This is a genomic window from Pseudoxanthomonas sp. 97-1-1, from assembly GCF_057773125.1.
Window position 1 is genome coordinate 1,259,512 of the sequence record NZ_JBYMTJ010000001.1, and the last position, 14,860, is coordinate 1,274,371.

At 65.2% G+C, this 14,860-nt stretch carries 9 protein-coding genes; 5 read left to right on the forward strand and 4 right to left on the reverse strand.

Annotated features, from left to right (window positions below; all coding sequences use genetic code 11):
* From AC3DET_RS06025 to AC3DET_RS06035, 3 genes are all read right to left on the reverse strand, one after another.
* Positions 1-2,442, reverse strand: coding sequence for a sodium:solute symporter family protein (locus AC3DET_RS06025; RefSeq protein WP_488391013.1), 2,442 nt, complete (start codon positions 2,440-2,442; stop codon positions 1-3).
* Positions 2,439-3,290, reverse strand: a complete 852-nt coding sequence (locus tag AC3DET_RS06030) for an HpcH/HpaI aldolase/citrate lyase family protein (RefSeq protein ID WP_488391014.1) — start codon at positions 3,288-3,290, stop codon at positions 2,439-2,441. The genes AC3DET_RS06025 and AC3DET_RS06030 overlap by 4 nt, the downstream gene beginning before the upstream one ends.
* Positions 3,291-3,423: 133 nt before the next feature.
* On the reverse strand, positions 3,424-4,440 hold the full coding sequence (locus AC3DET_RS06035; RefSeq protein ID WP_488391015.1) for a sugar kinase: 1,017 nt from the start codon (positions 4,438-4,440) through the stop codon (positions 3,424-3,426).
* Positions 4,441-4,681: 241 nt separating this feature from the next.
* Here AC3DET_RS06035 and AC3DET_RS06040 point away from each other — a divergent pair, with 241 nt between their 5' ends.
* Positions 4,682-7,489, forward strand: coding sequence for a TonB-dependent receptor (locus tag AC3DET_RS06040; protein ID WP_488391016.1), 2,808 nt, complete (start codon positions 4,682-4,684; stop codon positions 7,487-7,489).
* A gap of 307 nt (positions 7,490-7,796) precedes the next feature.
* The gene (locus tag AC3DET_RS06045; RefSeq protein WP_488391017.1) at positions 7,797-10,712 is read left to right on the forward strand and encodes a TonB-dependent receptor; all 2,916 of its coding nucleotides are present in this window, start codon (positions 7,797-7,799) and stop codon (positions 10,710-10,712) included.
* A gap of 268 nt (positions 10,713-10,980) precedes the next feature.
* Here AC3DET_RS06045 and AC3DET_RS06050 read toward each other — a convergent pair whose 3' ends face one another.
* A complete protein-coding gene (locus AC3DET_RS06050) occupies positions 10,981-12,327 on the reverse strand; it encodes a pectate lyase family protein (RefSeq protein ID WP_488391018.1) in 1,347 nt (448 codons plus the stop codon).
* Positions 12,328-12,478: 151 nt separating this feature from the next.
* On the opposite strand from AC3DET_RS06050, the gene AC3DET_RS06055 reads away from it, so the two are divergent.
* Genes AC3DET_RS06055 through AC3DET_RS06065 form a run of 3 tightly spaced genes read left to right on the forward strand, consistent with a single transcriptional unit; the run spans position 12,479 to position 14,858 of the window.
* Positions 12,479-13,336, forward strand: a complete 858-nt coding sequence (locus tag AC3DET_RS06055) for a 2-keto-4-pentenoate hydratase (protein ID WP_488391019.1) — start codon at positions 12,479-12,481, stop codon at positions 13,334-13,336.
* Positions 13,333-14,328, forward strand: a complete 996-nt coding sequence (locus tag AC3DET_RS06060) for a TRAP transporter substrate-binding protein (protein ID WP_488391020.1) — start codon at positions 13,333-13,335, stop codon at positions 14,326-14,328. The genes AC3DET_RS06055 and AC3DET_RS06060 overlap by 4 nt, the downstream gene beginning before the upstream one ends.
* 11 nt (positions 14,329-14,339) lie before the next feature.
* Positions 14,340-14,858: a TRAP transporter small permease gene (locus AC3DET_RS06065; protein WP_337730704.1), complete on the forward strand. Its 519-nt coding sequence runs from the start codon at positions 14,340-14,342 to the stop codon at positions 14,856-14,858.
* The last annotated feature ends 2 nt before the right edge of the window (positions 14,859-14,860 follow it).

Genomic DNA, 14,860 nt, shown 5'->3' on the forward strand with positions numbered 1-14,860 from the left:
TCAGCGCGTCGCGCCTACCGCATCCTGGCGATGGATGGTCAGTCCGCTCAGCGACTGCGCCGGCGGGGGGAACAGCCAGCTGGCGGCATAGCCGATGACGATACAGAGCAGGATCGAGATGCCGAGATAGAAGTAGGGATGCACGAGGTCCATCGACCACACCACCAGCGTCAGCGCGATGCTGCCGCCGATGCCGATCGCCACGCCTTGCGCGTTCGCCCGGCGGGTGAACATGCCCAGCGTGTACGCGCCCGCGAACCCGCCGCCCAGCAAGCCGGCCAGTTCGATGGACACGTCGAACAGCGAATGGATGTCGTAGCGCGAGAGCACCAGCGCAATGCCGATGCCGGCAAGCCCGACCAGCACGCCCATGACTTCCGCGAACAGGACGCTCTTCTTGGGCGTGGGATGCTTCGCCAGCTTCTCGTAGAAGTCGACCGATGCCAGGGTCGAGACGCTGTTGATGATGCTGGACAACGTGGACATCGCGGCGGCGAAGATGCCGGCGATGATCAGGCCGGTCACGCCCATCGGGAGCTCGGCGGCGATGAACAAGGGGAAAGTGGCATCGAGGGGGAGCAATGGATTCATCCGCTCCGGGTGCGACTGGTAGTAGACGTACAGTGCCGTGCCGATGGCGTAGAAGAAGAACCCACCGGGCACCATGATCGCCGCGAAAGTCCAGATGGAACGCCCCGCTTCCTTGTCCGACTTGGTGGACAGTACGCGCTGCATCAGCACCTGGTCCTTGGGGAAGGTCAGCACCACGTCGAACAGGACGAGGAAGATGAAGCCCCAGACGGTGGCCTTGGTGAGGTCGAAGCTGAAATCGAACAGGCGCGTCTTGTCTTCCGCCATGGCGACGTGCAGGAGCTCAGGCACGCCTCCATTGAGGTGGTAGATGATAAAGCCGATGGCGAAGATCGCGCCGCCGAACATCACGAAGACCTGCACGAAGTCGGTCCAGATGACCGCCTTCATGCCGCCCAGCGTGGTGTACAGGATGGTGAACACCCCCATGATCAGGATGCTCCACACCACGTCCACGCCGGTGATGGTCGCGATGGCCAGCGCCGGCAGGAACAGGATCACGCTCATGCGGCTGCCGATCTGCATGGCGATGCAGAGCGCGCTGGCCAGCATGCGGATGGCGGGGTGGAAGCGCTTCTCCAGATAGGAGAACACCGACATCAGATCCAGCCGGCGCAGCAGCGGCACGATCCAGACCGCGACGAACATCAGGCCCAGCACGGCGATAAGGTTGTTGGTGAGGTACTGCCAGTTCGTCTCGAATGCCTTGGCCGGAATGGCGATGAAGCTGATCGAACTGGTGTTGGTGGCGTACAGGCTCACCCCCGCCGCCCAGAACGGAATGCTGCGGCCACCCACGAAGAAATCCGCGGTGGAGGCACGTTTCTCCTGCAGGTAGAAATACATGCCGATGCCGACCATCGCCGCCAGATAGACCACGATCACCAGCCAGTCCAGCCACTTCAGCAGGTGGCTGCGCGCAGTGACCTCCACCATCCGGATCGCGCCTGCCGATGCGTCCGCACCGGCGAAGCCTGCGCCCCACGCGGTGACCGGCGCAGGCATCGTGTCGGCCAGCGCAGGCAGATCCGCCCACGCGCGCGTGACCGTGTGGAAGGTGGCAAGGCGCGGTGTCCGGATACCGGCTGCATCGGGCTGCAGCAGATACAGCACGTGCGCCTGCCCAACCGCGCGCGCGCCATCCGCTGCCAGCACCCGGCCGGGCACGGGCGGCAATGCCTGCCAACCGTGGTCCGGCGACCACCGCCACAAGGCGTCACCGCTCTCGCCGGCAATGGTGACGACCAGTTCACCGCGCTGCGCGACCAGTGTGTCCGCGGCACCGGCGCCGCCCCAGGCCGGCATGGATTGCCAGTCCGTGCCCGCTGCAGCGTCCAGCCTTCGCCGGAGCACGTGATTGACGCCCAGTTCGTCCTGCCCCACGACATGCAGCACACCGGCGCCTTCCGCCACGCGCAGCCTTGCCAACGGAAGCGGGAACTGCGGTAGATCACGCAATGCCAGCCGACCGTCCACAAGGGTCGCCTCCGCGATCGCGATCGCGCCGGACTCATCCGGCGACGGGCGTACGTGGTAAAGCCGCCCGATGGCCGCGTTCTTCCAGCCATCGGCATCGGCATTCGACGGCAACGCCACGGCGCGCCACTGCTTTTCCGCAGGTACCCACTGCCACGCGCCGGCATCCGCGAATGCGACAAGATGCGGCCCCACCGTATGCAGCGCGCGCACCTCGACCGGCGGTGCCGGCACCGAAGACTGATTCACGCCGGCCAGGCTTTCCGCCTGCGCTGGCAACAGCGCGGTGCTGAGGAGGAACAGCGGGAGCAGAACCACGAGCCTGCCCATGCGACGCAGCAGCGCAGCCACGCAGGCACCGGTGGCGCGCGTCACGCCCGCCCCCTTTCGGCGAGGGCAAGGACCGCGCGCGCGCGCGCCAGGAAGGGCGCATCGACCATGCGACCGTCGACGGCGAAGGCGCCTTCGCCCGAGCGCTCCGCGGCGTCGACCGTGCGTTGGGCTGCTTCGATTTCGCCTTCGGACGGGGCGAATACGGCGTTGGCCCACGCCACCTGGCGCGGATGCACGCAACTCTTGCCCAGATAACCAAGCGCCCGCGCGGACTCCGCCTCGGTACGGAAGCCTGCCTCGTCGTCCAATCCCGGGAAAGCGGCGTCGTAGGCGAACACGCCCGCCTCTGCGGCGGCGAGGCGCAGCGCATACTGGGTGGCGTGCACGTTGCGCAGGTCATCGCGGCGGATGCCGTGGGGCTCGAACAGATCGCCCAGCCCCAGCTGCAGGCCGCGCACGCGCGGATGCGCCTTCGCGATGGCGACCGCATGCCGGAGCGCGCGCGGCGTCTCGATATTGACCAGCAGCCCGATCGCCCTGCGCGAAGGCAGGCGCACCTCGATCGCTTCGATCTCGGCGACCGCCTGCCTGAGCTGTTCCGCCGACTCGATTTTCGGAAGATTGAGCAGATCGATGTCCAGCGGCAGGATCGCGCGCAGGTCGGCTTCCCACGCCGCCGTGCTCCACGCATTCACGCGGACCACCATCTGCTTTCCCGCCGCGCGATGCGGCGCACCGCTGAGCAGCGCCGCCACCTGCGCACGCGCTGCCTGCTTGTCGGCCTCGGCCACCGCGTCTTCGAGGTCGAGCGACAGCATGTCGGCATCGCTCGCCAACGCCTTGGCGAACAGGGCGGGACGGCTTCCCGGGACGAACAGTTTGCTACGCATGGACGGCGCTCATCATGGCGCGCAGTCTGCGGGAAACAGGCGAGAGGCAAAGCCCGCGCCAGCATCTTCAAACGATAGATTTTCCTGCGTCCGGGAATGTCGCAACGCAACATTCCCTGGTGCTGTCAGACACTCAACGCTTCACGTCGAGACTGTTCTCGCCAAGGAACGCCTGTACATCGGCGGCGCCCACAAGATTGAAGTCGCCCGGCAACGAGTGTTTCAGGCAGGCCGCCGCCACGCCGAAATGCAACGCATCGGCGCTGGTCAAGCCGGCCAGACCGCCATGGAGCACGCCGGCAGCGAATGCATCGCCGGTCCCGATGCGATCCACGATCGGCGAGACCTCGTAGGCCGGCGTGGTATGCAACGCGCCATCGCGCAACGCGGTGATGGCCGACAGCGCGTGGTGGTCGACACTGCGCTGGACGCGGACCGTCGCGGCCATCTGGCCAAGATGAGGGAACGCCTTGAACGCGGCAGCGGCGCCGGCCGCGAAGCGTTCCTGCGGCGTCGCCTGCGGGAAATCCAGGCCCAGCACGACCTGCAGGTCGCGATGGCTGGCGAACAGGATGTCCGCTTCGGCCATCAGTCCACGCAGGATCGTCGGCGCATCACCGCCCCACGCTTCCCACAGCTTCGGCCTGAAGTTGCCGTCGAACGAGACCCTCACGCCCGCCGCACGTGCTGCCTTCACTGCCTCGAGGACGCCATCGGCGGCCTGCTGGCCGAGGGCCGGCGTCACGCCCGACACATGCAGCCAGTCCGCACCATCAAGCAGTGTCGTCCAGTCGTGCCGGCCACCGCCGGCGCGCGCGAACGCCGAGTCGGCCCTGTCATAGAGCACCTCGCTCGGCCGATGGATGGCGCCGGAGGTCAGGAAGTACAGGCCCATCCGGCCCGGTGCCCGCTGCACGGCGGAGGTATCGACGCGGTGCCTGCGCAGTTCGCCCAATGCGGCTTCGCCGAGCGCATTGTCGGCGACCAGCCCCACCATCGCCGCGTCATGCCCGAACCTCGCCAGCGACACGGCCACGTTCGCCTCCGCGCCACCGACATGCACGTCGAGCACAGGCGATTGCAGCAATACCTGGCGACCCGGCGCGCCCAGCCGCAACAGCAATTCTCCGAAACAGACGATCTTCCCCATCACCCTTTCCTCCCGTTGCGACGACACGTGTCACCTCATCGACAGCCTGTTCCGGCTTGTCCTCGGGACAAGATAATCCGGGTCAGTCACCAGTTGTTGTTGCAGCGCACACTCTGTTAGCGTTCGTTTTGACCAGCGGTGTCATTTTACCAGCTGGCAGGATCTGTAAGGGAATAAACCGCTTTATTTTCGATCAAAACAGTCGCTACACGCGGCCATGGTCCCTTGAGGAGGGGAGAACATGCCAGTCAGTCACAACAGCCGGAAGACACCGGTTACCTTGCTTGCTGTCTCGATCGGCCTGGCGCTGCAGATGAGTGCAGCCGCACACGCCCAGGAAGCAGCGCAATCCACCGAATCGAGTGAGGCCGCGCCGGCGCAGGCTGATGTCTCCACCCTGGATACCGTCAGTGTCACCGGCTACCGCGCCAGCGTGGAAAAGGCGCTCGACATCAAGCGCGGCGAAGCCGGCGTGGTCGATGCCATCGTGGCCGAGGACATCGGCAAGTTCCCGGACCTCAACCTGGCCGAATCCCTGCAACGCATCCCGGGCGTGGTGATCACGCGTGATGCCGGCGAAGGCCGCAACATCTCGGTGCGTGGCCTGGGCCCTGACTTCACCCGCGTGCGCATCAACGGCATGGAAGCGCTGACCACGGTGGGCGCCACCGACCAGTCAGGTGGCTCCAACCGTGGCCGTGGCTTCGACTTCAACGTGTTCGCGTCGGATCTGTTCTCGCAGCTGATCGTGCGCAAGACCGCGCAGGCTGACGTGGAAGAAGGCTCGCTGGGCGCCACCGTCGACCTGCGCACGGCACGCCCGTTCGATTACGACGGCTTTACCTTCGTCGCCAGCGGCCAGCTCAGCCACAACGACATGGCCAGCGAAACCGATCCACGCGTGGCCGCGCTGATCGCCAACACCTGGGCCGATGGCACGTTCGGCGCCCTTCTGTCCGTCGCCTATTCCGAGCGCCAGTTGCTGGAAGAAGGTAGCGGCAGCGGACGTTGGGCGAACGGCCCCAGCAATGGCGGATTCAGCGCAACGTCGCCGTTCGCGGCAGCGCGCGCCGCCGACGTCTACCATCCGCGCTTCCCGCGTTACACGCTGATGGAACACGACCAGAAGCGCACCGGCGTGACCGCGTCGTTCCAGTTCAAGCCCAGCGACCGCACCCAGTTCGCGCTGGATGCGCTTTATTCGAAGATCGATGCTACACGGGACGAGAAGTACATCGAGGCGATTTCATTCAGTCGCAACGTCGCCAATCCGAATCCGACGACCAATCCCTTGTCGGGCAAGCCGCATACGATCGTGCGCGATGGCGTGATCCAGGACGGCGCCCTTGTCTATGGCCTCTTCGACGATGTGGATATCCGCTCGGAGAGCCGTCACGACGAATGGAACACGGTCTACACCCAGCTGAACTTCGAGGGTGAGCACGAGTTCACCGACAACTTCAAGATCAGCGGCAAGATCGGCACGTCCAAGTCGGAGCATGAGAATCCGATCCAGACGACGATCATCATGGACAAGTACAACGTCGACAACTACAGCTACGACTACCGCGGCGACTGGTACAAGCCGGTGCTGAACTACGGCATCGACCCGACGGACCCCAATGGCTGGACGCTGGCCGAGATCCGCATCCGCCCGCAGTATGTGACCAACAAGTTCGACAATGCACAGCTTGATTTCAACTGGAACATAAGCCCGGGCTTCCGCCTGAAGGGCGGCGTGCAGGCGAAGGACTACTCGTTCGATACGCGTGAACTGCGTCGCGGCAACGAGCTTTCGGTACCGACCTTCACGGGTGGAACACGCATCGTGCCGGCCGACCTGACCGAACTGGCCCGTCTGAGTGGCGTGAGCGGGTCGCCGGGCACCTGGGTCATCCCCGATTACCAGGCCGTGGCCGACCTGTTCGACATCTACAGCAACAGCGGCACCTTCGCGGTGACCGAGCGCGCGGTCAACACGCGCAGCGTGGAAGAGGAAGACCGCGGCGTCTACCTGATGGGCGAGTTCTCCACGGACCTCGGCCCGATCCCGCTGTCGGGCAACGTCGGCGTGCGCTATGTACGGACCAAGCAGACGTCGACCGGCATTGCCACCACCAGTGGCACGCCGGTCGCGGCGACCGTAACGCGCGAGTACAGCGACACCCTGCCGTCGATGAACCTTGTGGCGGAACTCAGCCCCGACCTGCTGCTGCGCCTCGGCGCCGCCAAGGTGATGTCGCGACCGGGCCTGGGTTCACTGACGCCCGGTGTTACCGTTGCCGTCGCCGGTGGCGCGCGCACGGTGTCGGGTGGTAACCCCAACCTCGACCCCATCCGCGCCAAGACCGTCGACCTGGGCCTGGAGTGGTACTTCAACGAAGGCGCGATGCTCGGCGTTGGCCTGTTCTACAAGGACATCGACAGCTTCGTGCAGACCACGCGCGAGATCCGCAGCTACGAGTCAAGCGGACTGCCGGCCAGCCTGCTGGAAGGCACGGGCGCTTCGGTCACCGATGACTTCACCTTCACCGTTCCGCTCAATACGCCGGGTGGTGAGCTGACGGGTTTCGAGGCGAACTACGTCCAGCCGTTCACCTTCCTGCCAGGCAAGTGGGCGAACCTCGGCGTGCAGTTGAACTACACGTATGTCGATTCGAAGATCCAGTACGTCAACAGCGGCGGCACCAATGTGCTGAAGACTGACCTGCTTGGCCTGTCCAAGACCGCCTGGAACGCCACGCTGTTCTATGAAGGCGAGCGCTTCTCCGGCCGTGTCTCGGCCACCAATCGCGACGACTACCTCATCCAGGCACCGGGTGCGGAACAAGGGTTCAACCTGGACGGCGTGCATGGCCAGACCGGCACCACGACGGTCGATGCCTCGGTGCGCTGGAAGATCAACGACAAGCTCGAGCTGAGCCTGGAGGGCATCAACCTCACCGACGAACCGCAGGAATCCTGGGTGTCGAACCCCAGCGTCACCCTGCCGCTGGACTACAGCGAGACCGGCCGTCAGTACCTGCTGGGCCTGCGCTACAAGTTCTGATGCGTTGACCGTCCCGCACCTCCTTGGTGGAGGTGCACCCGAAGCCCGGCCGACTCTCCCGGCCGGGCTTTTTTTATCTCCCGCGACCAGCGTCCCGGCCGGGAAAGCGATTACATCGCGCCTCGCTGTCCATGGGACATTTTCTGTTTCGAATCAATCAGTTGTTGCTGCACCGCACACTCTGATAGCGTCTTTGACCAGCGGTGTCATCACGACTACATCGCGAACGATCCATTGGGGAAATCACGTCGTCGTCGGCGCTCGCTGACACACAAAAACGGTTGGCCGCCCTTGGGAGGGGGATGTCATGAAGCGCAATCTGAAGAATCGGAAGACACCGGTTACCGCACTCGCATTCTCGATCGCCGTCGCACTGCACGCGCCGGCTTTCGCGCAATCGCAGGAGACTTCACCAACGCCGCCCGTCGCCACGGACCTTGATCGTGTCGAGGTGGTCGGCACGTTCCGTGCAAGCCTCGAGAAGGCGCTGGAAGAGAAACGCTACAGCGCCGAACAGATCGACGCCGTCGTTGCGGAGGACATCGGCAAGTTTCCTGATCTCAATCTTGCCGAAGCGCTCCAGCGCATTCCTGGCGTGGCGATCGATCGCGATGCCGGCGAAGGCCGCTCGATCACCGTCCGCGGCCTGGGACAGGACTTCACCCGCGTACGCATCAACGGACTGGAAGCGCTGGCCACGACGGGCGGCACGGACAGCTCGGGCGGTGCGAACCGGGGACGTGGCTTCGACTTCAACGTGTTTGCCGCAGAGCTCTTCAGCAAGCTGACGGTGCGCAAGACACAATCGGCCCAGATCGACGAAGGCTCGCTCGGCGCCACCGTCGATCTGCGCGCGGCGCGTCCTTTCGATTACGACGGTTTCACCAGCACGGTGACCAGCCAGATGGGCTACAACGACCTGTCGAAGCAATGGGATCCGCGCTTCTCCGCGTTGATCAGCAATACCTGGGCGGACGGCAAGTTCGGGGCGTTGCTGTCGGCGGCCTACAGCGAGCGGAACCTGCTGGAGGAAGGCTACAGCGCGGTGCGCTGGGACAACGGTCCCTCCTCCAACGGCTTCTGCAGTCCGGTCGGCTACACACCGCAGAACAACGCCAACAACGGCGGGCGCGGCACCACCGCGCTGAACTGCTCCACTGGCAATCCGCGCCCCGCCAACACCCAGGCCAACAACGATGCATACCGCCTGGCATCGGCCACCACCACCTTCCATCCGCGCCTGCCGCGCTACGGCCGCCTGACCCACGAACAGGAACGGCTGGGCGTGACCGCCGCGCTGCAGTTCAAGCCCAGCGACCGCACGCTGCTGAGTTTCGATGCGATGTACTCGAAGCTGGATGCGACCCGCCAGGAGGATTTCCTGGAGACGATCTCCTTCAGCCGCTCGAACACGCAGGGCGGCAAGTACGAGACGCATGTGCTCCAGGCTGAAGTGGATGATCGCGGCAACCTGGTCTACGGCGTGTTCGACAATGTCGACGTGCGTTCGGAATCCCGTTTCGACGAGCTGTCCACGGAGTTCAGCCAGTACAGCCTGAGCCTGGAGCAGGACATCACCGATCGCCTGAAGCTCAACGCGATGGTCGGCACGTCCACGTCGGAGTTCAAGAATCCCGTGCAGACCACGGTGACGTTCGACATCCAGAACCTCGACGGCTACAGCTGGGACTATCGCGGCAACAGCCGCCTGCCGGTGATCACCTACGGCAGCCTCGATGTGAACAGCCCGTCGTCCTGGCGCTGGATCAGCAGCCCGGCGGCGAACACCACCGGCTCCGAGATCCGCATCCGCCCGCAGGGCGTCGACAACACCTTCGACACCGGCAAGCTGGACCTGGATTTCGTCATCAACGAGACATTCACTCTGCGCGGGGGGATGTCGTACAAGAAGTTCGGCATGGACACGTGGGAGTTCCGCCGCAGCAGCGAAACGGCGGTCCCCGCCCTGCCCACCGGCACGACGCTCGGCGACCTGTCCTCGCTGGTCACCGGCTTCGGCCGCGGCCTGGACGGGCGGGCGCCCGGCTCATGGCTGATCCCGGACCTCGATGCGATCGCCAGCCTCTTCAACATCTACTGCAATTGCAACACCGGCGTGCCCGGCGGCGACTTCACCTTGAGCAGCATCACCAACGGCAATGCGCGCGGCAACAACCGCAGCATCAGCGAAGAGGATTGGGGCGGCTACCTGCAACTGGATTTCAACGCGGATCTGGCGGGCCGCCCGATGCGCGGCAATGTGGGCGTCCGCTACGCGACCACCGATGTCGATGCCAGCGGCTATACGTCGGTCGGTGGCGGCAGCCCGGTCACGGTCAGCAACGACTACAAGGACTGGCTGCCGTCGTTGAACCTCGCATGGGACGTCACCGACGACCTGGTGCTGCGCTTCGGTGCCGCCAAGGTCATGGCAAGGCCGCAACTGGGCAACCTGTCGCCCGGTGCCGGCATCACCACCACCGGGTCGCCCAACATCCGCGTGGGCAACCCGTATCTCGATCCGTTCCGTGCCAAGACCTATGATTTCAGTGCGGAATGGTACTTCGCCGAAGACTCGGTGCTGTCGCTGGCGCTGTTCTACAAGGACATCGAGACCTACATCCAGGAACTGCGCGAGAACATCGCCTACCGCGACACCGGCCTTCCGCTGGAGTGGGTGCCCTCCACGTTCTGGGACGTGCCGTTCGATGTCCGCACGCCCATCAACACTCCCGGCGGTCCGCTGAAGGGTTTCGAGCTGAACTACCAGCAGCCGTTCTCGTTCCTGCCAGGCGGTTTCCGTCATTTCGGCGTGCTGCTCAACTACACGCACGTGAAATCGGATATCGACTATGCGGTGCCGGGCAGCTTCCCCGTGACCTACATCGCCGATGAGCTGGTCAACCTGTCGCCGAAGTCCTACAACGCCACGCTCTACTACGACAACAACAAGTTCAGCGCACGTATCTCCACGTCGTTCCGCGACGACTATCTGCAGCGCGTCCCGGGACAGAACAACAACGACGTGGAAGGAAAGCGCAGTGCACGCAGCGTGGACTTCTCCATGTCGTACAAGTGGGACAAGCACTTCACCCTCACCTTCGAGGGGATCAACCTGACAGACGAGTTCAACGACCAGTACGTGGATTCGGTCGGCGATCGCGCCTCCGTGTACCACCATACGGGACGCCAGTACTACGTCGGCGCGCGGTTCAACTTCTGACCGCTGCGGGCGGGCGCGCCAGCACGGGCGCCCGCCTTCCCTTCTGCTGCAACGTCACGGGCGCCGGCATGATCCCCGCGGCACTGATGCCCCGTGACCGACGGGTGTTCGGTTGATGCTTGAAGGCACAGGAAATCCACAGTTTGAAAGCCCGGCGCGCATGGTCCGGCGGGCGCGCGCGCGTGGCGAGCCGTGCACATGGAAGACCCCCCTTCCGGCGGGTCATCTTCGTTACCTTGCGCGCGCGGTACAGCGGCGGCGCGGCGCCTCAGCGCAACGGTTCGCCCTTCGGGTAACCACTGATGGGCTCCATCACGTCGAGATTCCATTCGCTTTCGATGAACGGCTTGCGGGCTTCCTTGTACTGCGGGTAGCCACCCACCTGCTCCTGGCTGTCGATGATTTCACCACGGCCTTCGATGACGTCGGCGACGATGCGGCGGTCGACCAGGTCGCGGTTCCAGGGCGTCGCGCCCGCAGTCTCTATGACGGCATCCTGGACTTCACCGGAGCCCCGGAGGGTGACGCCGAAGGGCAACGCGGGCGCCTGCTTGACGCGGTTGAGCTTCACCGGCGCGGTCGTGTAGCTGCCGGTCTCCTGGATGCTCTTGTTGCCCACGCGATCGACGATGAGGTTGTCCTGCGCGTACAGGTCGAGATCGCCGGAGCCGCCGATCATCATGAACGCCAGCGGCTCGGTGGACCGGCCCGCACGCATGACATTGCCGCGCACGATCATCTCGCCACGCGAGTACGGATGGCCCATCCACTCCTCTGCGATCAGGTTGTAGTGGATGGCGCGCTGGCCGGGGTTGTAGATCAGGTTGTTGATCACCTGGCCGCGCGCGCCGCCCTTGAACAGCGGGCTGCGCTCGTAGTTATGCGCATACAGGTTGCCGACGATCAGGACCTCGTTGACGTGGTCGTGGATCAGCGAGCCCTTGGAATGTTCGCCCTTGGCATGGATCGAATTCGCCAGTCCCTCACCAACGATGTTGTTGCTGTAGGTGATGCGGCGCGACGCGTTGGCCATCCACTCGGCTTCGTTCTCGCCATGGAAGCGCGTGCTGGATGCGCTGAGGTTTTCATCCGTCGCCCAGGTAAGCGAGCAGTGGTCGACGATGACGTCATGCGCGCCGCGCACGGTGGTGATGGCATCGATGTCGCCCGAACGCTTGGGCAACCCGCCATCGCCGGGCCGGATGCGGATGTGGCGGATGACCACATCGTGGGTGGCGATGGTCAGGCCGCCCTTGATGATGGTCACGCCAGGGTGCGGGGCGGTCTGGCCGGCGATGGTCAGGAACGGCTCGGTGATGCGCAGTTCCTTCATGCCGAGGTCGATCACGCCCCCGACTTCGAACACCACGATGCGCGGGCCCTTGCCCGTCACCGCTTCCTTGAACGAGCCGGGACCGTCTGCGGCCAGGCTGGTGACGCGGATGATCTTGCCGCCACGCCCGCCGGGCGTGTGCGCGGCCGCGCCCTGCGCGCCGGGGAATGCAAGCACGGGCGCATCGGCGGCGAGGACCGGCGTCATCGCGAGCGCCATCAGCAGGGCGGCCAGGCCGCAGGTCAGTCCGCGGGCCCGCGCGGGAAAACGGATATGAAGCATTGGCTCCCTCCCAGGAGTGGATCGACGCATCGTGGCATCGGGATGGGTTTTGCGGCAGTGCACATTGTCAATGACACCGGTTTACCATATACAGGCCATCAACCTGCACTGTCACTCGGCAGTGCAACAAAACGCAGCGGGGAGAACCCTCTTGAGTACTGACCACAGCGCGCCGTCCGACGGTCGCACGGAAGCCCCAGAACTGGCCGCCATCGCGGACAGCTTCGTCAGCGCGCGGCGTCAGGGACGCGCATTGCCCGACTTCCCCGGAGATATCCCGGATGATCTGGTCACGGCATACCGCGTGCAGGATCTTGCGATCGCGCAGTGGCCGGACCGGGTCGCCGGGTGGAAGGTCGGCTTCATCGCGCCCGAGCGACGCGACGGGTCCGGCGATGAGCGCCTGCTGGGACCGATCTTCGCCCGTCAGCTCAAGTTGACCACCGGTGGTCAGGAAAGCTTCGACGTGTTCGCCGGCGGCTTCGGCGCGGTGGAAGCGGAGTACGTATTGCGCCTGGACGCGGATGCCCCTGCCGAGAAGACCCACTGGACACCGGAAGAGGCCGCCACCGTCGCCTCCACGCTGTTCATCGGCATGGAAGTGGCCAGCAGCCCGTTGGCCACGATCAACCAGTTGGGTCCGCGTGTCGTCGTATCCGACTTCGGCAACAACAACGGACTCGTGATGGGTGCCGAGATTCCCGGCTGGGCCGACCGCAGCGATGCGTCGCTGACGTGCACGACCTGGATCGAGGGTCAGCAGGTCGGTCAGGGGGGCGCGACAACGCTGCCTGGCGGCCTGCGCGCGGCTTTCGCCTTCGCGCTCGCACGCTCGGCCCGGCGTGGCCGGCCGCTCAAGGCGGGCGACCTGATCGCCACGGGTAACGCCACCGGCATCCACGACATCCTGCCGGGCCAGCGGGCACGCATCGACTTCGCCGGCCATGGCACCATCGAATGCCTCGCGGTCGCCGCAACCCCGAAGGACGAAGGAGACTGGCGCGCATGATGAACCGTCGGCGTTTCCTGGGCACGGGCCTCGGCGTCGCTGCTGCGCTGCCATTGGCCGGCACCCGCGCGTTGGCCGACGACGGCCGGCACGTGCTGACCGCCACCGACGTGCACGTCAAGGACTACCCCACGGTCGAAGCCGTGCGCTGGATCGGCGAGACGATGGCGCGCGAGACCGGGGGCCGCGTGACCCTGCGCCAGTACCACTCCGGCCAACTCGGTCGCGAGTCGGAAGCGATCGACATGGCGCGCTTCGGCGCCATCGACATGACCCGCGTGTATGCCGGTGCGCTGAACAATGCCTTCCCGCTGACCCAGGCGTTGTGTCTCCCGTATGTATTCGATTCGGTGGCGCACATGCGCCGCGCGATGGATGAAGGCGTGGGCAAGACAGTGCTGGAAGGCTTCTCCCGCCGCGGGCTGGTCGGCCTGGCGATCTACGACTCCGGTGCGCGCTGCTTCTACAACGCACGCCGCGCCATCGAGAAACCCGGGGACCTGCATGGCATGAAGATCCGTGTGCCGGTGTCGGACATCTTCATCCGGATGCTGCGGCTGTTCGGTGCCAATCCCACCCCGCTTTCGCTGGGCGAAGTGTTCTCCGGCCTCGAGACGCACATGATCGACGGGGCGGAGAACAATATCCGCAGTTTCCACTCCAGTCGTCACTTCGAGGCGGCGCAGTACTGGTCGCAAACCAACCATTCCTACGCACCGGACGTGCTGCTGGTCTCGCAGCGCACGCTGGATCAACTGCAGCCCCGCGACCGCGAGTTGCTGGTGGAGACGGCGCGCCAGTCCGTGGGCGTGATGCGCACGCTCTGGGACGCATCCGAAGCGAAGGCACGCGATGCCGTGTTCGCGGCCGGGGTGAAGCACAACGATGCCGACCTGGTGGCGTTCGCGCGCGCGTCGGCACCGCTGCTGTCCGAATACCGGCGCGACGCCGCCATGGACGCCCTGTACCGCCGCATCCGTGACCTGGCCTGAGAACAAACGCGATGTCCGAAGAAACCACACCGTCTCCCGCCACGCCGCTGCAACGCGGCATGGACCTGCTGTCGAACGCTGCCATCGCCGTGGCGGTCGTTGCCCTGCTCGGACTGGTAGTCGTACAGGGTTGGCAGGTGATCGCCCGCTACGTCATCAATGATTCGCCCAGCTGGACCGAGCCGGTCACCGTATTGCTGCTGACCACCGCCATGAGCCTGGGGGCCGCGGCAGGCGTCCATACGAACCGCCACTTCGGCTTCTTCCTGTTGGCCGATGCAGTGGGTCCTCGACTGAAGAAGCTGCTGCACGCCGTATCCCCGTTGATGATCGCCGCGATCGGCGCGGTGATGGCCTACTGGGGCGCAGTGCTGCTGTTCGACGGACTGGACATCCGCATCGCCGGCGCACCGATGCCGCAGAGCATCGGATACCTGCCGCTCTCGCTGGGCGGCCTGCTGATGGCGGTGTTCGCCCTGAATCGACTGCTCCTGGTGCTGCGCGCGCCGCTGACCGACGAGGCCCGCTGACC

What these genes read in the sequence shown, in the direction of transcription:
- AC3DET_RS06035 (WP_488391015.1), bottom strand. Translation starts at nt 4,440, where the DNA reads ATGGGGAAGATCGTCTGTTTCGGAGAATTGCTGTTGCGGCTGGGCGCG.
- AC3DET_RS06030 (WP_488391014.1), bottom strand. Translation starts at nt 3,290, where the DNA reads ATGCGTAGCAAACTGTTCGTCCCGGGAAGCCGTCCCGCCCTGTTCGCC.
- AC3DET_RS06065 (WP_337730704.1), top strand. Translation starts at nt 14,340, where the DNA reads ATGTCCGAAGAAACCACACCGTCTCCCGCCACGCCGCTGCAACGCGGC.
- AC3DET_RS06045 (WP_488391017.1), top strand. Translation starts at nt 7,797, where the DNA reads ATGAAGCGCAATCTGAAGAATCGGAAGACACCGGTTACCGCACTCGCA.
- AC3DET_RS06060 (WP_488391020.1), top strand. Translation starts at nt 13,333, where the DNA reads ATGATGAACCGTCGGCGTTTCCTGGGCACGGGCCTCGGCGTCGCTGCT.
- AC3DET_RS06040 (WP_488391016.1), top strand. Translation starts at nt 4,682, where the DNA reads ATGCCAGTCAGTCACAACAGCCGGAAGACACCGGTTACCTTGCTTGCT.
- AC3DET_RS06050 (WP_488391018.1), bottom strand. Translation starts at nt 12,327, where the DNA reads ATGCTTCATATCCGTTTTCCCGCGCGGGCCCGCGGACTGACCTGCGGC.